General features: G+C 44.8%; 25 protein-coding genes. 6 read left to right on the top strand and 19 right to left on the bottom strand.

The window, feature by feature from the left end:
- Nucleotide 1: 1 nt before the first annotated feature.
- The 14 genes from VIG27_RS00830 to VIG27_RS00765 form a co-directional block, all read right to left on the bottom strand.
- On the bottom strand, nucleotides 2-544 hold the full coding sequence (locus VIG27_RS00830; RefSeq protein ID WP_394524423.1) for an RNA polymerase sigma factor: 543 nt from the start codon (nucleotides 542-544) through the stop codon (nucleotides 2-4).
- Nucleotides 545-561: 17 nt separating this feature from the next.
- Entirely contained in the window at nucleotides 562-978 is a 417-nt protein-coding gene (locus tag VIG27_RS00825; RefSeq protein ID WP_394524422.1) for an HIT family protein, read from the bottom strand.
- Nucleotides 979-1,001: 23 nt separating this feature from the next.
- A complete protein-coding gene (locus VIG27_RS00820; protein WP_394524421.1) occupies nucleotides 1,002-1,622 on the bottom strand; it encodes a rhomboid family intramembrane serine protease in 621 nt (206 codons plus the stop codon).
- A 50-nt stretch (nucleotides 1,623-1,672) separates the two neighbouring features.
- On the bottom strand, nucleotides 1,673-3,097 hold the full coding sequence (locus VIG27_RS00815) for a DUF6382 domain-containing protein (protein ID WP_394524418.1): 1,425 nt from the start codon (nucleotides 3,095-3,097) through the stop codon (nucleotides 1,673-1,675).
- 1 nt (nucleotide 3,098) lies between these two features.
- A complete protein-coding gene (locus tag VIG27_RS00810; protein ID WP_394524416.1) occupies nucleotides 3,099-3,488 on the bottom strand; it encodes a TadE/TadG family type IV pilus assembly protein in 390 nt (129 codons plus the stop codon).
- Nucleotides 3,485-3,919 carry a prepilin peptidase gene (locus VIG27_RS00805; RefSeq protein WP_394524413.1) on the bottom strand — a complete coding sequence of 145 codons (435 nt, stop codon included), beginning with the start codon at nucleotides 3,917-3,919 and terminating at the stop codon, nucleotides 3,485-3,487. Before VIG27_RS00805 ends, VIG27_RS00810 begins: the two co-directional genes overlap by 4 nt.
- 11 nt (nucleotides 3,920-3,930) lie before the next feature.
- Nucleotides 3,931-4,785 carry a TadE/TadG family type IV pilus assembly protein gene (locus tag VIG27_RS00800; protein WP_394524412.1) on the bottom strand — a complete coding sequence of 285 codons (855 nt, stop codon included), beginning with the start codon at nucleotides 4,783-4,785 and terminating at the stop codon, nucleotides 3,931-3,933.
- An 88-nt stretch (nucleotides 4,786-4,873) separates the two neighbouring features.
- Nucleotides 4,874-6,769, bottom strand: coding sequence for a DUF5702 domain-containing protein (locus tag VIG27_RS00795; RefSeq protein WP_394524411.1), 1,896 nt, complete (start codon nucleotides 6,767-6,769; stop codon nucleotides 4,874-4,876).
- Nucleotides 6,769-6,954 (bottom strand): Flp1 family type IVb pilin, encoded by a 186-nt coding sequence (locus VIG27_RS00790; RefSeq protein ID WP_394524409.1) that lies wholly within the window; start codon nucleotides 6,952-6,954, stop codon nucleotides 6,769-6,771. Before VIG27_RS00790 ends, VIG27_RS00795 begins: the two co-directional genes overlap by 1 nt.
- Nucleotides 6,955-6,969: 15 nt before the next feature.
- Entirely contained in the window at nucleotides 6,970-8,232 is a 1,263-nt protein-coding gene (locus tag VIG27_RS00785) for an immunoglobulin-like domain-containing protein (RefSeq protein WP_394524407.1), read from the bottom strand.
- Between the two features lie 9 nt (nucleotides 8,233-8,241).
- On the bottom strand, nucleotides 8,242-8,979 hold the full coding sequence (locus tag VIG27_RS00780; protein ID WP_394524406.1) for a type II secretion system F family protein: 738 nt from the start codon (nucleotides 8,977-8,979) through the stop codon (nucleotides 8,242-8,244).
- The gene (locus tag VIG27_RS00775) at nucleotides 8,969-10,195 is read right to left on the bottom strand and encodes a CpaF family protein (protein WP_394524404.1); all 1,227 of its coding nucleotides are present in this window, start codon (nucleotides 10,193-10,195) and stop codon (nucleotides 8,969-8,971) included. Before VIG27_RS00775 ends, VIG27_RS00780 begins: the two co-directional genes overlap by 11 nt.
- A gap of 6 nt (nucleotides 10,196-10,201) precedes the next feature.
- Nucleotides 10,202-11,188, bottom strand: a complete 987-nt coding sequence (locus tag VIG27_RS00770) for a hypothetical protein (protein WP_394527357.1) — start codon at nucleotides 11,186-11,188, stop codon at nucleotides 10,202-10,204.
- 31 nt (nucleotides 11,189-11,219) lie between these two features.
- Nucleotides 11,220-11,783, bottom strand: coding sequence for a prepilin peptidase (locus tag VIG27_RS00765; protein WP_394524402.1), 564 nt, complete (start codon nucleotides 11,781-11,783; stop codon nucleotides 11,220-11,222).
- 348 nt (nucleotides 11,784-12,131) lie between these two features.
- Here VIG27_RS00765 and VIG27_RS00760 point away from each other — a divergent pair, with 348 nt between their 5' ends.
- The 4 genes from VIG27_RS00760 to VIG27_RS00745 all read left to right on the top strand — a co-directional run bounded on the left by VIG27_RS00760 (nucleotide 12,132) and on the right by VIG27_RS00745 (nucleotide 15,677).
- Nucleotides 12,132-12,518, top strand: a complete 387-nt coding sequence (locus VIG27_RS00760; protein WP_394524401.1) for an ArsR/SmtB family transcription factor — start codon at nucleotides 12,132-12,134, stop codon at nucleotides 12,516-12,518.
- A gap of 73 nt (nucleotides 12,519-12,591) precedes the next feature.
- Nucleotides 12,592-12,867, top strand: coding sequence for a YaaL family protein (locus tag VIG27_RS00755; protein WP_394524400.1), 276 nt, complete (start codon nucleotides 12,592-12,594; stop codon nucleotides 12,865-12,867).
- Between the two features lie 21 nt (nucleotides 12,868-12,888).
- Nucleotides 12,889-14,799 (top strand): 1,4-alpha-glucan branching protein GlgB, encoded by a 1,911-nt coding sequence (gene glgB, locus VIG27_RS00750; RefSeq protein WP_394524399.1) that lies wholly within the window; start codon nucleotides 12,889-12,891, stop codon nucleotides 14,797-14,799.
- A 128-nt stretch (nucleotides 14,800-14,927) separates the two neighbouring features.
- A complete protein-coding gene (locus tag VIG27_RS00745; RefSeq protein WP_394524398.1) occupies nucleotides 14,928-15,677 on the top strand; it encodes a phosphotransferase family protein in 750 nt (249 codons plus the stop codon).
- 67 nt (nucleotides 15,678-15,744) lie between these two features.
- Here the strand turns inward: VIG27_RS00745 and VIG27_RS00740 are convergent, their stop codons facing one another.
- From VIG27_RS00740 to VIG27_RS00720, 5 genes are all read right to left on the bottom strand, one after another.
- The gene (locus VIG27_RS00740; RefSeq protein WP_394524397.1) at nucleotides 15,745-16,179 is read right to left on the bottom strand and encodes a DUF3783 domain-containing protein; all 435 of its coding nucleotides are present in this window, start codon (nucleotides 16,177-16,179) and stop codon (nucleotides 15,745-15,747) included.
- A 22-nt stretch (nucleotides 16,180-16,201) separates the two neighbouring features.
- On the bottom strand, nucleotides 16,202-17,188 hold the full coding sequence (locus VIG27_RS00735; RefSeq protein WP_394524395.1) for a diaminopimelate dehydrogenase: 987 nt from the start codon (nucleotides 17,186-17,188) through the stop codon (nucleotides 16,202-16,204).
- 140 nt (nucleotides 17,189-17,328) lie between these two features.
- On the bottom strand, nucleotides 17,329-17,610 hold the full coding sequence (gene spoVG / locus VIG27_RS00730) for a septation regulator SpoVG (RefSeq protein ID WP_394524393.1): 282 nt from the start codon (nucleotides 17,608-17,610) through the stop codon (nucleotides 17,329-17,331).
- 25 nt (nucleotides 17,611-17,635) lie between these two features.
- Nucleotides 17,636-18,757 carry a glucose-1-phosphate adenylyltransferase subunit GlgD gene (gene glgD, locus VIG27_RS00725; RefSeq protein WP_394524390.1) on the bottom strand — a complete coding sequence of 374 codons (1,122 nt, stop codon included), beginning with the start codon at nucleotides 18,755-18,757 and terminating at the stop codon, nucleotides 17,636-17,638.
- Complete coding sequence (locus VIG27_RS00720; protein ID WP_394524388.1) at nucleotides 18,754-20,028, bottom strand: glucose-1-phosphate adenylyltransferase; 1,275 nt, start codon at nucleotides 20,026-20,028, stop codon at nucleotides 18,754-18,756. Before VIG27_RS00720 ends, glgD begins: the two co-directional genes overlap by 4 nt.
- A gap of 242 nt (nucleotides 20,029-20,270) precedes the next feature.
- Between VIG27_RS00720 and asnS the strand changes: the two genes are divergently transcribed.
- Entirely contained in the window at nucleotides 20,271-21,662 is a 1,392-nt protein-coding gene (asnS, locus tag VIG27_RS00715) for an asparagine--tRNA ligase (RefSeq protein WP_394524387.1), read from the top strand.
- A 79-nt stretch (nucleotides 21,663-21,741) separates the two neighbouring features.
- The gene (locus VIG27_RS00710) at nucleotides 21,742-22,812 is read left to right on the top strand and encodes a metallophosphoesterase family protein (protein WP_394524385.1); all 1,071 of its coding nucleotides are present in this window, start codon (nucleotides 21,742-21,744) and stop codon (nucleotides 22,810-22,812) included.
- Nucleotides 22,813-22,814 lie beyond the last annotated feature (2 nt).

Below are 22,814 nucleotides of genomic sequence, written 5' to 3'. Positions count from 1 at the left end.
TCTATGCATCAAAATTGGGACCCAGAATCTTTTTTAAACAGACTCTTGTCCGGTAAATCCGGGAACGGCATACCGTTCCCGGAATCTCCAGCAATTCGCAAATCTCAGAAATCGTCAGCTGTTTTAAGAAATAAAGAACAGCCATCTCCTTCCATTCCTCTCTCATGTTCGAGATCTCCTCAGTGATCTTTAAAAGAGCTTCCTCTTCAAGGATGAAATCAAGCGGGTCCGTAATGATGTAATTTGCCAGCAGCCCGATCTCATTGACAGCATCTTTCTCGTTAAGACTAACTTTTTCATAATGACCGTTTTTACGGAGACAGTCGATGGATTTTCTCTTTAGTATCTTAATCAGCATGCCTTTTTTACGTGTATCTGTCCAGGTCAGAGAATAATTCTCAAAATACGCAATAAACGTTTCCTGTACTACATCGTCTAATTCCATGTCTGGTACATGGAGTGTTTTTGCAATCCGGCGAAGCAGTCCCTGGTACTCTCCGTAAATGGATTGCAGCAACAAATTTTCATCTTCATGTATGCTCATTGATTTTGCCCCTCTGATTACAGGGCGCTCCTTATAGCGGCTCCTGTCTTTGCTAAGTCTTCCGGACTTTCTTTGCCCGATACCCATGAAACCATAACAGGACCTCCCTCATAACGGGGAATCAAATGTACATGAAAATGAAAAACTGTCTGGCCTGCTTCTTTTCCATTATTCTGCACCACATTGAATCCGGCGCAGCCTAATGACGTTTTCATGGCGGCTCCTATTTTAGCTGCTAAGGGAAGGACCTTGGATGCGGTATCCCCATCAAGCTCACAGAGATCTCTGTAATGCTGTTTCGGAAGAATCAGGGCATGCCCTTTGGTTGCCGGTCCCAAGTCCATTATTACGCGAAATGTATCATCTTCATATATGGTCTCAGAAGATATTTCGCCATTTGCAATTTTGCAGAAAATGCAATCATCTTCTCTCACACGCTCACCTCCTTCCGGTATCATTATTCCCATATTTCCACATTGGTACGCTTCTTTGGCTTACGGTACAGGATGACTCCCATAAAAATACCAATTACAAGCCCCGCAACGTGAGCGGCATTATCTACACCTGTGCTGGAAAAACCAAAATACAGGGAACATACGATTACTACAACCAGCTGCCGGGTACTCAAATCTTCCAGCCTCCCCCGGTTGCGTGCTACTGCATACAAAAGACCGCCGATCACACCGAAGATTGCACCTGAAGCACCTGCCGAAACTACAGTCCGGTAATCTACCAGATTCACAAACATAGAAACCACATTGGCCCCCACTCCGCAAAACAGATAGAAGAAGAAATATTTCACATGCCCCAGGGCTCTTTCCAGATTGTCGCCCAGAATAAACAAGATAAGCATATTATTCATAATATGATTGATACCAAAATGCATAAAAACAGAAGTGAGTAACCGGTAATACTCCCTTCCTTCCACTACATACGGCGCGTACATTGCACCATGAGAAACCATAAATTCCGTGTTTTCCGTGGAGCCTGTCATTTCCAAATACAGAAAACTGATGACATTTATAGCAATAAAACAGTAATTGACATATGCTTTTTTTCGCCTGTTCCAGTCTTCCATCACAGTACTCCTTCTAAAATAATATGCTTATTTTAGCACAAACCGACATATTATGTAAATATAAACGCGAAATTTGCAATAAAAATTTCATCTCCCTTTTTTAAAGCCACCGTCTCGTTTGTTTCCAGAATCCTTCCATTTACGGAAGTTCCATTGGTAGAATTTAAATCACTGAGCTGATATTCATCCTCTATCCGGTCAATTCTCGCATGGATCCGGCTGATGGTTTCACTCTCAATGACATAATCCACTAAGCCCTCCTGCTTTCCTATGAGAAACGGAACATAGGTGATGGAAGCATCTGGAATTTTTGATCCCACCGACCGCAGATACCGGATGTCTTTGTTTTCCGGCATATCCGTCAGAAGGACCGTCTGAATACAGTCTGGTTCCGCAACAGGTTGCTCTCTATCATTATTATGCTTCATATTTGTAGTTTGATCTATATAGACATTTTGATCCTTATTTATTTGATACTCTATAGTTTCTTTCTTCTCTTTCACCTCTTTCTTTTCTTTCAATTGTGGATGTACTTTTGCCTCTTCGATATCATTCTCTTCATCAAATGCCATCTTCCAGTCATACCGTTCTTCTGACTGGCTTTGGATTTCTTCACTTTTTTTGTTAGACATAATGCAAACAGCGGCGGCAGAAAGGATACCGGCGGCAAAAGGGGCATACCAGTATTGATATAGTCCTTTAAAGCCAAGGGCAAGCCACATAACAGCAGAAACAACGGCTGTGGATAACAAAAATACCATTGCTGTTTTGACCACTGGAATCGTATCCAAACTGGAATTTGGCTCATCAGAAAAATCCACATTACTTCTGTTATCCTCTTTCCTGGAATCCAAAAAAAGAGAATTGGAGTCCTCCGTCTGTGTCCTGTCTTTGATTTGGTCTTTTTCCGTAATCTCTTCCTCTTGTTTGTCCGCAGATTTTCTACCGATGATTTTAAGAAGATCATTTATCCCGTAGTTTTCCTTCAGACTCTCCTGATACAGTCCGTAAGCCATGACTACACATTCTTTATCCTGATGATCCACTTTTCCCAAAAGATAGCGTAAAAGCCCGGTCATTTCTGCCGGAAATGAGCCTTTTCTCCCTGGGACCAGACATAAATAAACCTGAAAACGCTCCGGTTCCACATAAATATATTCCGGTTCCAGAATAATCTGATTTTCGTTCAAGAGAAAGACTTCCACTCTGCCAAGCGTCCGGGCGATGCCTCCAATTAATTTTTTCAGTTCTTCTTCCCCAAGGCTTTGATACTCCAAAAGCCGGTCTAAGGGCTGCTTTGAGGTTATCTCATAGTAATAGGATCTATGGCTATCCACCTGTTTTATATGAAATTTCATCAGCCCTTCTATGGCATTTGCAGCCATCATGTGCAGTTCAAAGCCCTCATAGCCAGCTTCATCCGGGTTGATTATCAAATAGTTATGCTTCATTTCCCGTCTGTATGTAATCTTCATCTCATTCCTCCTGATTGGTCAGAGTCATCATCCTTAAAAAATTCTCCGGATCAAATACCTTCTGTTCCAGAGACAGCTTAAAACGCCCCCCTGCTGCTGCCGCATCTACCTTTTTTCCGGTTATGAGGTTTCCGGACGTGCTCAGCTGAAACTCGTATCTCTCCCAGGAAAATGGTTTTCCTGCTCTTTTTTCTGCCCAGGCAACGGCTTGTTCTGGTAATTCCGATTCATTATGGCGAAGTCTTTGGACTGCTTCCTGAAGTGCCATTGCTCCAACCGTCTCGTCCCTGACTCCATATGCCGCCTGGATAGAAAATAGCAGGGCCCATAATACAATAGCCATAACAAACGCTGCTTCCACAGTAAAACTGCCGGAAATACCTTTGTTCATAAGATCACCAGCCCAATCCATACCGGAACCAGAAACGGCAGGAAGGGAACAGATACCTTTCTTACATCCGTTCCTCTTATCCGGCAGCAAAAATAAATCCCGCCGCAAAAAAATCCGCTTAAAAACACACCGTAAACCAGCAGACTCAGATTCATCAAAGAACTCAGAAAAAGTCCGCTGACCGTAAAAAACCAGCCATCTCCTGCACCAATGGCCCCATGGGTCATCCGGCTCAAAAAAACAATCAGAATTCCTATGAAACAGCTTAGAATCCGGTCATATGAAAACGATCCGCTGATAAAACACAAAATTCCTCCTGCCAATGCAGCTGCTACCAACAGCCATACATGTATGGTCTTGCTTTTCCCATCCTGCAACGCTGCAAGAAAAAGAAACATTCCAAAAATCATCTTGTTTATGCCCTCCGGCATGGCTTCACCTCCTAATGGGAACAATACGAACAAGGGCCCAGATGTCTGACTTCCGATATGGAAACGGCTGAAACGTAAGATATGATGGACGAACAGTTTTTATCCGTATGGTATCGTTCCCCTGACGGCATAACATAAACCGTACTGCCTGAAGCTGCCGTTCTCCCGCATCTGCTGCAGGGCTTGTACTTTCCACCAGACAGATTACGGAGATTCTCCACCCCGGCAAGTGTGGTCTGCTGCAAATCATTATGTAAATAATGGCAGGTTCTTGACCTGTGATATCTTACACTTCCCTTCCCAACATAGACTATCTCCTCGTTTTCTCCCTCCCTTATGCTTTTTCCGCCTTCCTTTCCTACCCAGGCTCTGCGGCAGGATCTGGCCGTCATGGGAACACTTTTTAAACCAAAAACGGAAAAAGGGAGCCTGACTTGGTAATTCATGATTAAATCAATGGTTACACCGTCTTGCAGTACTGAGGATCTGGCAAAGGAGATATTCTCAACTCTTTTTAGATCCACATGATCTTCTACCTTTTTTCTGGCAGAAAGGAGAACTCCCTTCTCTGTTAGACCATCTAAAAAAGCATCTGAAAATCCATCCATTTTTTCTGCATCAATTTTTCCCCCTTGCTTTAACTGATCCAGCACATAGGCATACTGGCTCAGTTCTTCTCCGGCGGCCTCCAGAGCCGTCTGAATCCTCCTGCTCTGGTTCATAATCTCCATGGGCATCATTAACAGCACCATAAAAAACAGGAATAGAGGAAGCACCATGGCGGCCTCTACGGTCAGGCTAGCCTTTGGATCAAAACAGAAGGCAGATGATAATACCCTTTTTGCAAACAATCTGTTTATTTTCATGGGGATCTGTACCTGGAGAGTAACAATTTTTTTGTTTGTTGAGTGTTCAGATTCTTTGAAAAAGGGCATGATCATCTGCCTCCTCTCTTTAATAAGCCTTTTCCGTCCGGACATCAACCGGATATAAAGGATCTCTGCCGCCGAAAAACAGATGCTTTGATTTTACACTTCCCTTTATTTCAGCCTGATATATGCAGTTTTCCATGCGAAAATCCCCTTGTTTTCTGCATATGTTCCACTGAATCACATCCATTAAGCGATAGTTCTGGAGCTGTTGTTCTCCAAGGAACAATAACAGCTTTAAATAGCCTGTATAATCAATTCCCCCGCCTCCTTCCTTTCCTCCGCTGACTAATCCTTTACTTCCAAGTTCCAAAAGACTTGAAAGCGTTAAATTCCAGGTATCCTTTGATTTTACCAAGACCACTTTTTTTCCTTCCAAAAGCATTTTAACATCTACAATGGATTCTCCCAGTGCCCATACTCCCATAATAAAAAATGCCACCACGCCTGTCAGAGGGGCAATCCCTGTCACACCTGTAATCACGCCTGCCAAGGCTTTTGCCTCTTCTCTTTTCTGACTGTCGGACAGGATATGAATTAGATTCATTCCTTCTCTGATCCCTATAAGATCCGTAACCACCTGTTTTAAGTTGTCCTCATCGGATTTCTTTCCCGAAACCATATACTCCATCTCATACTTAATGTCTTTTTCTTCTTCTGACAAAAAGCTGGTTAAAAAGCGGCTGCAATACTCTTCAAAGATGATCCGGTCCAACAGGTTTGATGGTGATCTGCCGTCCTTTTTCATGGATGCAGAGGGGAATGAATCTCCTCTTATCATACCTTTTGATTCCTCACATCCTTCCGGAAGCACCAGGCTCAAAAGTCCTTTTTGGGCAAAGTTTTCCACCTTTTCTAAGATTCTTTGTTTTTCCGGATCTTTGACTCCATTGGAATAGGACAATGCCGGGATTTCAATCCGATTCCAGATATCTTTCACAGACCCCCATAATTGTTCGTAATCCGGTTCGTCATCATCATCTTCTTCGCTGTCACTATCATCCCAGTGATCAATAATCTCTTCCACCTCATCAGCCCGCTCTTTGGCCTGATTGATGACCGGCTTTAACTGTTCAAGTTTATCTGGAAGTCCTTCTATTTCTCTTCTGCGCACCCCATCCTGATTGACATATGCTTCATAACTACTGGTATCTTCACATAGCTCCTGATACACCTTTTGACTGATCTCATTTTTTAACGCAGCTTTCTTTTTATTGGTTTCAGCCAGACTCGTTTTTAATTGATCTGCCACTCTGCCATAGGTCTTAACAAGAGACGGGATTCGTTTCATCTCTTGTTCCAGTGTTTCCGCTTCTTTTTGGAATCCGCCTCCATCGTAATCATTCAGCCGTTCTACGGCTTTCTTCCAATGGTCCTTTTGTTTTTTCAAAGAATCATTGATGTCCTCCAACGCCCGTTCCAGCCGGACTGCCTCTCTGGTATGTCCGGAAAAAGATTCCGTCAGCTTTCCTACTGAGGAGGCTTCCTTTAAGTTTTTAAGCAAGTCTATCGCTCCTTTGGCATCAGGCATATCCTCAAAAATCCCAAACTTCATATAATCAAGTATCTCCTGGTTCAAATGCTCTCCGCCGTCGTCCGTAATGAAAACACGCTGTATGGTATCGGCAGAATTCAGTTCCATGGAATACCAGCCGGAAGTATCCATATAGGGTGCCAGATATTCCTTCCATGCTGTTTGAAGCGCTTCTTCTTCCCCGGACTCCAAAAGAAACAGCCGGTATTGATTCCATGCCTCCATATGATATTCACTGAATACAGAATCCATGGCGGAGTCGGCTGCCAGCTTCAAATAACACCTGGCTCCAGCCGTCCGCGCGGACTCAAGGAGTCCGCACATAAGACTGAAGATGCATAACAGAGCCAAACTTAAAAATACGGTTATCTGACCGCTTCTTTGCATCAGTACACCTCTTTCGACTGGTTATCAATCTGTTTAAAAATAAGTTCAAGAAGTGCATTGATCCTGTCCTTAAAAATAATTACAAGACCAATCAAAACCACCAGAATAAGAACTACCTCAATGACTCCCACTCCATCTTCTTCTTTCATAAAATCCGTAATCTGTGCCTTTAAAAATTCTCCCATTGTCTCACCCCCTTCCTAATAAAATGACAGAAATGCAGGAACTACAATCATGACCATAACCTCTGCAAGCATGAAAAAAAGGGGAAGCAGAAGTTTGGTTCCTGCCTCTTCTCCCAGCTTTTTTGCCAGGTTTTTTCTTTGTTCAAAGGCAGATACCATCTCAAGTTCCAACGCCTGCCGCAGCTGCCGGCTTCCATTCTTCTGACTCTGTTCCAAAAGCGTGGAAAGCTTTAAATAGGACTGCAGACCGCATCTTCTTCCAAATTCACCAAAGGCTCTCCCTTCTGATACTCCGCTGTTAAGCTGAGATACCGTTTTTAACATCTCCTCGTAAGCCGGCCGTGTCTCCCTTTTTCCTTCCCTGATTCCTGCTTCATAGCCCGCGGATATTCTTTCAAATGCCCCTCTGACCGTAAGTCCTGCACCAATATAGACCACCAGCTTTGAAACCACTTCCGAATAGTCAAACAGAAGCTGCTGTTCCCGCTTTTTTGCCTGATTTTGCTTATCCACCCCCTTTTTTATATGCAGAAGAGCCGCCATCACCAGGCCCAGCACCGGAAACAGCCGGTAGCTTCCGTCTTTGGGCAGATAATAGTTCAGTTTTTGTCCGTCATAGATGGTAGGAAGGATAAGGGAATCCTCGGTTTGCTGTTTCAAATCTTCTTTGCCCGCCCATGTCAAAAACTTATCTGCCGCTTGTTCTTCCGGTGTCAGGAAAGGAGGGTAAACCGTCAAATGAAATTCATAGGTATATTCGTGCCTCCCATCACTGGCACTTACACGAAGAACGGCTGACTCCCCTTTCTCCTTTGTTGTTTCATTGTGAACGCCTCCAAGAGAATCCACCAGTTCAGGATTGTCCGATTCCCATCTCAGCTTGACTCCGTATTCCCCAAGACTTTTCTTTAAGTTTAAATTGCTTCGGATCGCTGCAAACGACTCATTATCTCCCAGCATCTCTTTTTCCAGCCGGGGCTTAAGCTGCTCAAATAATTTCTTGGCTTCTTTCTCTGAATAGCGGCGTTCACTGACGGGGATTCTTACCGGCACTTTTCTATGCTGTTCCTTCTTATCAAGTCCTGACACCTCAATGTCATAAATCGTTTCTCCCTGGCCTGGCCCGGCCCTCTTTAAACCACCTTCATCTGATATGGATCCTCCCCTTAGCCCGGAAGTGATGGCCATTGCAGCATAAAGGCCCATGCCTGCTGCTATACAGACTGCCTGTTGCTTTGTAAATGGAAGGTTCCATTTTTTTCCGCCTTTGTTCCACATGGTACCTCCTTAAATTTCGATGTTCATGATCCGCTTTGCAATGAAAAAAGCCATAATATAAAAAGCCAGACATACGGTCATTAAAATCCTTCCGATTCCCGTTGTATACATGATGTTAAAAAATCCCGGTGATGTGATATCAATATAGAAAACAATAAAGAAAGGGATCATGTTCATGATCTTCTGTTCAAACTGCTTGGAGGCTGTCATCGTCAGGATCTCCTGTCTCACAAGAACCTTATCCCGAATCACATCTGCCGTATGGCTGATGATGGCCACCAGCTCCCCGCCGCTTCTTTTTGCCGCAGTAAATACCTCTGCAAAATTTTTCACATCATCAAGGCCGCTTCGGGAAGCAAATTCTGATAGCGCCTGTTCCACAGAACGGTTAATCTTTATCTGGTTTTCAATGTGTTTAAACTCTCTTGTGATCAGTCCCTTTTCTCCATAGAGTAAAACCAGTTCTCTCACGGAAGAGGAAAATGCATTCTCAACCGAGTATCCGGCACTTAAAAAAGAGGATAACAGCAAAATCCCTTCCTTAAACTCAAGGTTTAACTCCTGCAGTCTTTTTTCTTTTTGTTCTTTTCTTTTCATGACAGGGTAAATGTATCCGAACGGAATAAGGAATAAAAATACCAGTATACTGCGGTAAAAGACATAGGCGAAAAGCCCGGAAAGAAACAGGCCCTGGGCCCCATAGATGCACCATTCAACAGGTGCCAGATCGTATTTATCATATCTCAATGCCTGCTGCTTTGAGTTTTTCGGTGTTTTCCAGGTTCCCCACCTTTTTAAGACTTCCCCGTACCGCTTTCCCACTGTCCCGGTTTTCATAATCTTCTTCAAACCGGTATAACGGGTGAAGTCTGATTTCTCCATTTTCATAACCAGCCACCTCCATAATGGATAAAACCCTCCTGCTTTTGTCCCTCAGTCTTCCAAGATGAATTAAAATATCAAGGGCGGCCGCGACCTGGCTTCTGACTGCGGCAAGAGGAATATCAGCTCCCATAAGAATCATGGTCTCAAGTCTTGAGAGCATATCTTTGGGACTGTTCCCATGCCCGGTGCTAAGACTGCCGTCATGGCCTGTGTTCATGGCGGATATCATATCAAGAGCTTCCTTTCCCCTCACCTCTCCGACAATAATTCTGTCCGGGTTCATCCGAAGGGAGGCCTTGATCAAATCCCCTATGGTAATCTCTCCTTCCCCCTCCCCATTGGCGCCTCTGGTCTCAAGCCTTACCAGATTTTTTATCTGAGTGATTTTAAGTTCTGCAGAATCTTCAATGGTCACAATTCTCTCATCCTTTGGAATGTAAGCGGACAACGCATTAAGAAATGTACTTTTCCCTGAGTTTGTTCCACCGCATACAAAAATATTATAACCGGCTTCCACAATCGCTTTCAGGAAATGGGCAGCCTCCTCTGTTACGGCTTGAAGCCTTAAAAGCCTTTCCATAGTAATTGGTTTGGGAAATTTCCTTATGGTTACTGCCGGGCCATCTAAAGCAATGGGGGGAAGGACTATATGAACTCTGGAGCCGTCCGGCAGTCTGGCATCTGCAATGGGTCTTGATACATTCACCGTACGGTTTACCCGGCTGACGATCTGCTGAATGGTGTCCTCCAGCTGTTCCTGGCTGTCAAAGGCTCTGCCGCACAGCTCCACGCTCCCGTTTCTCTCTACAAACACCTGATCGGCCCCATTGACCATGATCTCCGTCACTTCATTATCATCCACCAATTCCTGAAGTGCACCCAGACGGCGGAAGGAATCAAACAGCCTGCCCCTAAGTTCCATCCTGTCTTTTAGAGGAAGAAAAACCTCCTGACCATATTCCATGATTCTCCGGTCAATAATGGTGTACAGTTCTTCATCCGTGACCTGCTGCTTCTCGTTTAACTCTTTGAAGATCTCTTCCCGCATTCTTTTCCGTCTTTCCTCATCCATATTCATGCCTCCTTATGGCTGCTTTCTCAAAAGCTGCCGCGTATAATCTCCAAGCTCTCCCCACAGAAGCTGTTCCAGGTAAGAATCTCTCCGGCCGAAACTGCTGTGATAGGGGAGTTTTATCTTCTGAATCCGCTTTCTAACGGATTCATGACCGCAGGCGGAAAGATATTCTTCAAACTCCTCCACTTTTGCGGCAGACAAACAGTCCTCCTGTACGGGCATGTACACTGCATCGCAGATCTCAAGCACCTCAGCCGCCTTTTTGCCAAACTGACCCAGATCCAGAATGATAACATCATACCCACTTTCCCTTGCAATACGGCTCACCAGATCTGCCACCTCTTTTGCCGTTATCTGATTTAAGTCTTCCGGGTAACGTACCGGCGGCACGTAATCAAGTTCTCCCCAGGTATAGACAAGAGAAGCCAGCCGGACCCAGTTATACTTTTCCAGACTGTAGTAATAAAAAAGATCGGATAAACCTGCTTTGTGCTCTTCTCCAATCAATTTACCAAACCCGGAACAATCCTCAAAGTTCATATAGAGCACCTTTAAATCTCTGGAGAGAAGCTGTCCCATGGTAAGAGAAAACGAAGTCTTCAAGCACCGGTTGACCGGAGAATAGACTCCAATGATCCGGCCGGTCCTGGAAATCATGGTACTGCCGGATTCTTCCGCACTGGTGCAGTAGCATTCCATCACCTCCCTCATCATGCAGTCGGCTGCCTGATATTTGTAAATGCTTTTATACGTTCCCCCAAGAGAAACCGCCTCACCATCGGTTAAAAGGACCACCTGTACCGCACTTATTTTCCCAATCTCTTCCCGCGGAACCGATGCATGGATCAGTAAAATCTCAATCTCATGAGCGCCTGCAAAAACCGTAAGTTTCTCAAGAGTGGTAAAAGCCATCACCTGAAAGGGAACCTGTTCCTTCTGGTTTACAAAATCCGCAAATCTCTCTGCGTAGAAAGGATCTGCATCGTAAACTGCCATCACTCGATCTGCCAAATAAAAACCTCCTTTTTTACTGCAAAGCCACAATGGTAATGAATGTCCCTAAGAAAAGACAAGGCCCCAATGGAATGACCATGTCATACCCATCCCTGTCCGGATGGTAGTAAGCAGTTATTTTACCCGTTTGGAATACATACCTGATGTAGGTCAGAAAACAGGAAAGTCGGTATAAGAGACTGCCTTTGCCTGCCATTTTGATCAGGGACCAGAATGCCCCGATAAGAAACCCGGCTCCGATTGACGCAGAACCGGTGCGAAAACCAAGATACCCGCAGATCAGTGCGGCAAGCTTAATATCGCCTGCGCCGATCATACGGCAGAGAAAAAAGAGAAAGAACACTGCAGTCGCCGCCAGCATCCGCAAAAGGAACCAAAAAGGTGCCTTCAAAAGAAGAAAATCCGCGGAGGGGCTGCCTGCTTGAAATATGGCAAGAACCATGCCGTTACTCATTCCTAAAAACACCCACCAGTTGGGAATCCGATGTTCCCGGACATCAAAATACGCTGCCGCTCCTAAAAAAAACAGCAAAATAAAATATTGTACGATAAAAACCCCTTCTTTCGTTACTGTCAACTCTGGAATTCATGCTGGAATATCAGCTGTAGGATTATGGAACCAACTTCCATAACTCTGAAATAATGAAATGGCTGTATGCAGAACGCATACTGGAATATAGTTCCATTATGCACAAGAGAAGCAGAAATGTCAACTGTTTTTTTCAGAAATACTGTATACAATGTTTGGCAGAAGAACGGATTAAAACCCGGTTTATTTTTTGTCGTGTTTTAACAATTTTTGTCGTATTGAATTTTATTTTATAGTAAAAACCACAAAAATCTTTACGGATTCTGATTGATTTTTTCATGGCTGCATGGTAAGATAAAATTAGTTTATATTTTTAAACCAAAGGAGGAGCAACCAATGAAGGCCCAGGACTTTCATCTGCTTTTTAAGGATTGTATGCCCCTTTTTATTGCCCTTGGAGATGAGGTCCGGCTCACCATCATTGAGTCTCTTGCCCTTACCGGCCTGTATGACAGTGAGGGGAATGAGATTTCGGCTTCCGCCTGCGGACATACTCCGTCTTTCGTCAAGGGAATGAACGTAAAGGACATTACAGAAAGAACCAATCTTTCCCGGCCTGCTGTCTCCCACCATTTAAAGATTCTAAAAGAAGCCGGACTGATTGCTGTCCGCCAGGAGGGAACTGCGAACTACTACTACTTAACTCTTGGAGACAGTACAAAAAAGCTGTGTTTTCTAGGTCTGCATCTGCAGGAGCTTTTAGGTGATACAGGTAATATATGAATAAAAAGCCATTTTCCAGTTATAATGAAATTAACAGATATCCTGTAAAATTTCAAGAAATGGAGATGGTAAAATGAAGCATGGAACTTTTAAAAAACGTCTGACTGCATCGGAAGAGGAACAGAGACTCAGACATGAGATCGAGTGTTCCAAAACAGCCATTGATGCTGCCAGAAACCACTTTGAACAGGTGGTCGACCCAACGCTTATTGACTGCTACATCTATGAACTGAATGCAGCCCAGCTGCGTTACCAGTTTCTCCTGCGCCGTTTCAAAAGCCAGGAGGTAAAGCTGCAGGAAGCACAGACGCTTCCAATTGCAAACGGAAAGCACAGAGTGCTGTCTTAAAAATCACGGAGGAGTGAGCAAATGGCAGAAGAAAAAAATGGAATCGGAACTGGTTTTATTACAGAGGTAGACCGTTATCTTTATAATAACGGAAAGCATTACGAAATCTACGAAAAGCTGGGTGCTCATAAAAAAAATTATAAGGGCGAAGACGGGATGTATTTTGCGGTGTGGGCACCTCACGCAAAGCAGATCGGCGTGGTGGGGGATTTCAACGGATGGAATCCGGAGAAAAATCCCATGACAAGACTGGCTGATTCGGGAATCTGGGAAGCATTTGTTCCGGGTCTTTCAATTGGTGCTCTTTATAAGTACGCAATCACCTCCGAAAGCGGAAAGATTCTTTTTAAAGCAGATCCTTACGCATTTGAGGCAGAATACCGGCCTCAGACCGCTTCTGTTACTGCTGATCTTTCCAGTTATGTCTGGAACGATGCGTCCTGGATGGAAAAACGCAAAAAGCAAGACCCCACAGACGGCCCGGTCAGCATTTACGAGGTTCATCTCGGTTCCTGGAAGAGGAAAAACAGGGAAGAAAAGGATGGCTTTTATACCTATGTGGAGGCGGCTCACGAACTGGGAGATTACGTTGCCGGGATGGGCTATACCCATGTAGAGCTCCTGGGAATCGCAGAGCATCCTTATGACGGCTCCTGGGGCTATCAGGTGACCGGCTACTTTGCCCCAACCTCCCGGTATGGAACTCCACAAGAATTCATGTATTTTATTGATTACCTGCACCAGAAAGGCATTGGTGTGATCCTGGACTGGGTTCCAGCTCATTTCCCGAAGGATGCCCACGGACTTTCTGACTTTGACGGACAGGCCTGCTATGAATATGCCGATCCAAGAAAAGGAGAGCATCCGGACTGGGGGACCAAGGTCTTTGATTACGGCAAGTATGAAGTAGACAATTTTCTCATTGCCAACGCCCTTTACTGGGTGGAAAAGTTCCATGTAGACGGACTTCGTGTGGACGCAGTTGCCTCCATGCTTTATCTGGACTACGGAAGAGGAAACGGAGAATGGGTGCCAAACCAGAACGGCGGCAATGAAAATCTGGAAGCCATAGAATTTTTCAGGCATTTAAACAGTGTCATAAAAAAGCGGGGAAACGGAGCCATAATCATTGCGGAAGAATCCACCGCCTGGCCCAAAGTGACAGAGGAACCGGAAAACGGCGGTCTGGGCTTTACGTTTAAGTGGAACATGGGCTGGATGCATGATTTTTTGGAATACATGAAGCTGGACCCTTACTTCAGAAAATACAATCATCATAAAATGACCTTTGGACTTACATATTTTACCAGTGAAAATTATATACTTGTATTATCCCATGATGAAGTCGTGCATTTAAAATGCTCTATGATCGAAAAAATGCCAGGCCTCCTTGAGGATAAATTCGCCAATCTAAAAGTGGGTTATACATTTATGCTTGGACATCCCGGCAAAAAACTTCTTTTTATGGGACAGGATTTCGGACAGTTCCATGAATGGGATGAGAACACTTCTCTTGACTGGTATCTGGCAGAGGAACCCCTTGGAATGGAGTTAAAAAATTACGTCAGGGATCTTTTGCATCTTTATAAAAAATATCCGGCCCTTTACGAAAAGGACTATGACTGGGAAGGATTCTCCTGGGTCAATGCCAATGACAGCGAACGAAGCATTTTCAGTTTTATCCGCCACAGCAGCAACGGCAGGAACAGCCTTTTATTTGTTCTCAATTTCACGCCGGTGGAGCGGAGCGATTACCGGGTAGGCGTTCCCAAAAAAGGCACCTATTCCCTTGTTTTAGATGAAAGTCAGGGACTTTACCACACGGGGAAAAAACCACCCTCCTATTCTGCACAAGCTATGAAATGGGATGAGAAAGAGTACTCCATCGCATTTTCTCTTCCCGCTTATGGGGTACGGGTGTTCTCCTTTTAACAGACCGTGTTTTTATATATTTCTTCCAATAATTTTGTAATTTTTCTATACTTTTTATATATTTTGTAGTAAAATTAAGATATGATTCTTACATAATTTAAGTGCAAAAATGGAAGGAGAGGTGTTTTATGGGAGCAGAAATTATCGCTGCAACTGCAACAAAAACGGTGTACCGTGATGGGGATAAGGCAATCAAGGTCTTTCATGCAGATTTTCCGAAAGCTGAGGTCCTTAATGAAGCATTGATCACTGCAAGAGTGGAAGAAACCGGCGGAATTAAAGTTCCGAAAGTACTGGAAGTGGGTGTTTTTGAAGGTGAATGGTCCATTACCTTTGAATTTATTGAAGGAAAAACGTTGGAACAGCTCATGGAGGAACATCCGGATCAGATACCGGATTACATGGAAAAAATGGTGGATCTTCATCTTTCGGTCATGGCAAAGCAGTGCCCTCTTTTAAATAAGCTAAAGGATAAGATGGCAAGACAAATCTCAGACATTGAAGAACTGGGAGATTCGACCCGGTATGAAATGCAGACCCGTCTGGACAGTATGCCAAAGCACACGAAACTTTGCCATGGTGATTTTAATCCCACCAATATCATTGTAAAAGATGACGGAACCTTTTACGTGATCGACTGGGTACACGCAACCCAGGGCAATGCCAGCGCCGACGTAGCAAGAACGTATCTCCTATTCTGCCTAAAGGATCAGAAAAAGGCCGATATGTACATGGATTTATTCTGTAAGAAGACAGGTACGGCAAAGAAATATGTCCAGTCCTGGCTCCCCATCGTAGCCGCTGCACAGCTCTCTAAGAAACGGCCGGAGGAAGCAGAGCTTTTAAATCAATGGGCCAATGTTTTTGAATACCAATAAACCGGTACATTTCATAAGCCGCATACATCTTTTTAAAGGCTGTATGCGGCTTTTTTTATTTCCGTGATTATTCTTTTGAATCCATTTCCGGTGAGGGTTCCTGATTGCCGGACATCACTTCATGTTCCTTCTTCAGTTCCTCATACAGATCATAAAACCTCCATTTGCAGTTGGTATCCGTGACCACTGCCTTTAATTCGATCCTCGGTACACCGGCCCGTCTGAGACTCATTAACAGCTCGTCCACCCGGCGGTTGGAAAAGTTTTTCATCACCAGAATCTCTTCTTTTACCGGAGGACATTCCTCAAAGCCGCGTTCTTCAAAGCCGTCATATCCGGCCAGATAGCCTACCGTCTGATTCATCTGGTCTGCGGAAATATTCCTGATCCGGATTCCCATACGAACCAGCACTGCTTTTAATTTTGCAGATTTGGTATCATTACCACTCTGCTTTGCCTGTTCCGGCTGATAATAAAGGACCATTTCTTTTGTGACTGCCATGTTCTATCCCTCCTGCTGCCAATTATAACAGATGTCTTCTCAATTCTTCCCCGCTCAAAGGACTTAAATACGCCGGAGCTACATCAAATACAGTCTTACAGCCGCTCTGCCCTTCCTGATTCAGGCGATAAGCAGCGCGGGCATAAGAAGTAAGCACAGAAGCGGTAAATTCAGGGTTGGAATCCAATTTTAAGCTGTATTCGATCACATGGCTGTTTTCATCCTCCCAGCCGGTCTTTCCGGTGCGGATCACAAACCCGCCGTGAGGGATTTTCTTATGATCTCTCAACAGTTCCTCTTCGCTGATAAAATGCACCGTGGTATCATAATCGGAGAAATAATTAGGCATGGTTACGATTTCTTCTCTGATCCGGTCTAAATCAGCGCCTTCCTCTGCAACGACAAAGCACTCTCTGGTATGCTTTTCTCTTACGGTCAGTTCCGGGTTTTTGCCCTCCCGGACCTCTTTTAAGGCCTTATCAACCGGGATGGTATACTGTCTGGCATCCTTTACGCCCTTGATCCTTCGGATGGCATCAGAATGTCCCTGGCTGACGCCTCGTCCCCAGAATGTATAGTCATGTCCCCCCGGCAGAACTGCTCCGGCATACAGGCGGTTTAAAGAAAACATACCGGGATCCCAGCCTACGGAAATGATTCCCACCTTTTTCCCTTGTGCTGCGGCTGTATCTACGGCCGCAAAATGTTCCGGGATCTTTGCATGGGTGTCAAAGCTGTCTACCACATTAAAATGCTTTACTAATTCCGGTGTCTGTGCCGGCAAATCCGTGGCGCTTCCGCCGCAAAGGATGAGCACGTCAATGAACTCCTTCTTTGACTCGGCCTCCTCATAGGAATATACCTTTACACCTTCTGTTAAGATCTTCAACGTTTCCGGGTCTCTTCTGGTAAATACAGCTGCCAGTTCCATATCCGGATTATGGCGAATGGCACATTCCACTCCTTTTCCAAGATTCCCATAGCCTACAATACCGATTTTAATTGTCATAGGTTCAACTACCTTTCTAAAATATTGCTGGTTTCCATTATAACCCGAAAAAGCATATGGTGTAAATAATGGATTCATTTCCCTTTTACATAAAAATCCGCAGACAGAATGATGGCCTGCCTGCGGATCTCATATTTTTATTACGCGAATGCTGCCTCCGGCATATCCATCGCGGTGGTTTCATACTTATCCAAAATCACCTTCTGGATGGTATCCCTGGTGCTGGAATTGATGGGATGTGCAATATCCCGGTACTCCCCGTCTGCCGCCTTACGGCTTGGCATGGCAATGAATAATCCTTTTTCCCCTTCAATGACTTTAATGTCATGAATTACGAATTCATTGTCCAGTGTAATTGATACAATGGCCTTCATCTTTCCTTCTTTTTCGATGCGTCTCACTCTTACGTCTGTAATCTGCATATGAAACCCCTTCCCGTCACATTTCCTATAATGTGTATCTTTCGTTTTTTTCAAGGACAATTTTTATCTTGTCCGGTGTCCCTATATAGGTGGTATTGGCCCGGATGGTATCCCGGCTTTCTACAATACAGTTTTCAATGACCGTATTATCCCCTATGTAAACGTCATTTAAAATAATGGAATTTTTAATGACGCAGTTGTTGCCGATATAGGCCTTTTTAAACAGGACCGAATTCTCGACAACGCCGTTGACGATACTGCCGCTGGATACCAGGCTGTTCTTTACAGAAGCTCCCGGATTGTATTTTGCAGGCGGTAAGTCGTCAATCTTTGAATAAACATCCGGGTACTGCCGGAAAAAATAGTCCCTCACTTCCGGTTTTAAGAAATCCATATTGGTCTTATAATAGGATTTCACAGAAGCAATATTCCGCCAGTAAGCGTTCATTTTATAGGCATATATCCTTTTTAAATTCCGATAACGTACCAGAATGTCACTCACAAAATCATAGCGGTCCTCCATGGCGCATTTTTCGATCAGCTCGATCAGCTGCCGTCTCCGGATCACATAAATGCCGCAGGATACGGTATTGGAAGAAACCTCCATGGGCTTTTCTTCAAATTCCGTGATCCTTCCGTCCTGATTGGTCTTTACCAGTCCGAAACGGGTGATATCCTCTTCCATGGGAAGCTCTGTGCATACCACCGTAATATCTGCCTTTTTCTCAATATGATATTCCAGCACCTTTCCGTAATCAAGCTTATAGATGCCGTCCCCCGCGGCAATGACTACGTAAGGCTCGTGGCTGTTCTTTAAAAATGTCAGGTTCTGATACAATGCATCTGCGGTTCCCCGGTACCAGTCGCTGCTTTCCGCGGTTATGGTAGGGGTGAAGACATAAAGTCCTCCCTGCTTTCTTCCAAAGTCCCACCATTTGGAAGAGCTTAAATGCAGATGAAGGGATCTGGAGTTATACTGGGTCAAAACTGCTACATTCTGAATATGGGAGTTGGTCATGCTGCTGAGTACAAAGTCAATGCTCCGGTAGTTGCCTGCAATGGGCATGGCCGCAATGGCCCGTTTGCTGGAAAGTTCCCCCATCCTCTTGCTGTTTCCGCCTGCTAATACAATTCCTATCGCTCTCATCGCATGCCACCTGCCTTTATGATGTAATCTCCGCTGGCCAGTTCCCCATTCTGATAATCCTCAAGTGTGGTATCTCCAACGATGGCCGTATTCTTTCCCACCTTTACATGTTCCGGAATGATGGAATTTTCTCCGACCGTTACCAGATCGAACTGATAAACTTTAGGATCGTATTTGCTCTTCTCATACTCCCCGGTCCCAAGCTCTGCTCCTGCACCGACCGTTACATTCTCGGCAAGTATGGCTTTATTAATGACTGCGCCTTCCCCTATCACGCATTCCCTCATAACAATGGAATCCTCCACTACCGCCCCCTTTTTTATGACAACACCGGCACCGATCACAGAATTGCGGACTTCTCCGTAAATTTCAGCGCCCTCTCCTACAATGCTCCGGTCAATGACTGCATCTTCCGAGACATACTGAGGGGGAATGATGTCGCTCTTTGTGTAGATTTTCCAGTATTCTTCATAAAGATTGAATTCCGGTATGATGTCTATCAGCTCCATGTTGGCCTCCCAGTAAGAGCCAAGGGTCCCGACATCCTTCCAGTAACCGTTGTATTCATAAGCAAATACCCTTTTTCCTTCCTCAAAACAGAAGGGAATGATATGTTTGCCAAAATCACAGCCCGGTACGTCTGACATGCGGATCAGTGCTTCCTTCAGCACCTTGCGGCTGAATATGTATATCCCCATAGAGGCAAGATTGCTTCTGGGATTGGCAGGCTTTTCCTCAAATTCCGTTATTCTGTTGCTTTCGTCTGTAATAAGAATCCCGAACCGGCTGGCTTCCTCAATCGGTACCGGCATCGCAGCAATCGTGATATCTGCATTATTTGCTTTATGATATTCCAGCATGACTTCATAATCCATCTTATAAATATGGTCTCCGGACAGGATGAGCACATAATCCGGATGATAAGTCTCTATGTATTCCAGGTTCTGATAGATGGCATTGGCTGTCCCCGTATACCAGTCACTTCCCTTGCTTCTTTCATAGGGAGGAAGAATGGTGACTCCGCCCACGTTGCGGTCCAGATCCCACGGAATACCGATTCCGATATGGGTGTTCAAACGCAGCGGCTGATACTGGGTCAGCACGCCTACCGTATCCACTCCGGAATTGATGCAGTTGCTCAGCGGGAAATCGATGATTCGGTACTTGCCGCCAAAGGATACTGCAGGTTTGGCTACTTTTTGCGTCAGCACCCCTAACCGGCTTCCTTGTCCGCCTGCCAAAAGCATGGCAATCATCTCTTTTTTTATCACGTTATCACCCCTTGCTGTGTATTTTATTGTTTCTACATTATATCACACTTTTTAAAAATAGTGAACAAATTTTTGTTTTTATATCTTTAATTTTTGTGCAATTTCCGACATTATTCGTGGTGTTTACAATTTTTTTACATTTTAGTCCTTATCTGGTGTTTTTGGGCTGCGCCCCCTTGAATCAATGCTGAAAATAAAGTATAATCTTAGTAAGTATGCGAACACATAAAGGAGAAGCTATTATGGATTTAACAACAGTGCGTCAAATATATAAAAAGCAGGAAGCATTTTTAAATACCCAGATTACGGTCGGAGGCTGGGTGCGAAGCCTGCGTGATTCCAAAGCATTCGGGTTTATCGTATTAAACGATGGTTCCTATTTTGAACCCCTTCAGGTGGTCTACCATGATACGATGGCAAATTTCGCCGAGATATCCAAATTAAACGTAGGAGCTGCCATTATCGTTACCGGAACTCTGGTTCCCACTCCTGATGCAAAGCAGCCATTTGAAATCCAGGCCACGGAAATCACCGTGGAAGGAACCTCTTCCTCCGATTATCCGCTTCAGAAAAAACGCCATTCCTTTGAATATTTAAGGACGATTTCCCACCTTCGTCCAAGAACCAATACCTTTCAGGCAGTTTTTCGAGTACGCTCTCTGATCGCTTATGCCATTCACCAGTTTTTCCAGGAAAGAGACTTTGTTTATGTCCACACTCCCCTCATTACAGGAAGTGACTGCGAGGGTGCGGGGGAGATGTTCCAGGTAACCACTCTGGATTTAAACAATGTACCAAAGACCGGAGACGGCAAAGTGGATTTTTCCCAGGACTTTTTTGGAAAGCCTACCAATCTAACCGTAAGCGGACAGTTGAACGGAGAAACTTATGCCATGGCATTCCGTAACATCTATACCTTCGGACCGACCTTCCGCGCAGAAAATTCCAACACCACCCGCCATGCGGCGGAATTCTGGATGATCGAACCGGAGATGGCATTTGCAGACTTAAATGATGATATGGCACTGGCGGAATCTATGTTAAAATACGTGATCCGTTTTGTTTTAGAACACGCACCGGAAGAGATGAATTTCTTTAACCAGTTTGTGGACAAGGAGTTACTGAACCGGTTAAATAACGTTCTTAATTCCGAATTTGCACGTATTACCTATACGGAGGCTGTAGAGCTCCTTGCAAAGCATAACGATGAATTTGATTATAAAGTATTCTGGGGCTGTGATTTACAGACCGAGCATGAGCGTTATCTGACAGAACAGCTCTATAAAAAGCCGGTATTCGTTACGGATTATCCAAAAGAAATCAAGGCTTTCTATATGAAGATGAACCCGGATAACAAGACTGTGGCTGCTGTGGACTGTCTGGTTCCCGGAATCGGAGAGATCATCGGAGGAAGCCAGAGGGAAGACAATTATGACAAACTTGTTGCACGTATGGACGAGCTTTCCCTGAACAAGGAAGACTATGAGTTCTACCTTGATTTAAGAAAATACGGCTCCACCCGCCATGCAGGCTTTGGTTTAGGCTTTGAGCGCTGTGTGATGTATTTAACCGGAATGGCCAACATCCGTGATGTAGTTCCATTCCCAAGAACCGTGAACAACTGCGAACTTTAAGCCGGTACCACAAATTCCCTTCCCTAATGGGCGGGGAATTTGTGGTATCTTTACACATAGGACCAGCGAGGTAACGACAATGAAATTCATACATATTGCAGATGTGCACTGGGGCATGAGCCCGGACAGCGATAAACCCTGGAGCAAGGAGCGGTGCCAGGACATTAAGGACACCTTTGCAAAGGCGGTAAACCAGGCCAAGGTCCTGGAAGCGGACTGCCTTTTCATTTCCGGTGACTTATTTCACCGGCAGCCCCTTGCCAAAGATTTAAAGGAGGTAAACTATTTATTTTCCACCATTCCCTCTGTGCATGTGGTCATCATCGCCGGTAATCATGACCGGATACGCAAGAACTCCGCTCTTTTAAGCTTTACCTGGGCTCCCAATGTGACCTATCTCATGGGAGAGGAACTGGAAAGTGTTTATTTTAAGGAGATCAACACAGAGGTCTATGGGTTCAGCTACTATTCTGCTGAGATTCCGGAAAACCGTCTGGATCACTTAAAAGTGCCTAATAACGGGCGTATCCATGTGCTTCTTGGACACGGCGGAGATGCAAACCATATCCCCTTTGATAAGGGTGCCATGGCAAACCTTGACTTTTCCTACATTGCCATGGGCCACATTCACCGGCCGGAGATTCTTTTGGAAAACCGGATGGCATTTGCCGGTTCTTTAGAGCCTCTCGATAAGACAGAGTCCGGACATCATGGCATGATGGTTGGAGAAATCAATGAGGTGACCCGCATGGTAACCTCCTTAAAGTTTATTCCCCTTGCAAAGCTCCAGTACATCTCCCTGGCTGTCAATGTTACCCCAGCCACCACCAATACCGAGCTGGCTATGAAAATCACCCAGGAGATCCAGAACCGGGGAACGGAAAATATCTTCCGCTTCCGAATCCGGGGCATGAGAGATCCTGACATTTCCTTTGACTTAGATATGCTTTCCACCCGTTTCAAGATCATGGAGATCGTGGATGAATCCGAGCCCCAATATGACTTTTCCGCCCTCTTTGCCGAGCACTCCAGTGACATGATCGGGTTTTTTATTCAGGCCCTCCAAAAACCGGAGATGAGCCAGGTGGAGAAAAAAGCCCTCTATTACGGCATCAATGCACTGCTTCGCACCACAGACGAAAGGAGCTGATC

Origin of the sequence: Lacrimispora sinapis (assembly GCF_043633585.1) — a bacterium.
Lineage (GTDB): Bacteria > Bacillota > Clostridia > Lachnospirales > Lachnospiraceae > Lacrimispora > Lacrimispora sinapis.
Note: the sequence above shows the minus strand (reverse complement) of the source record. Positions and strands in the feature narration are given on the sequence as shown.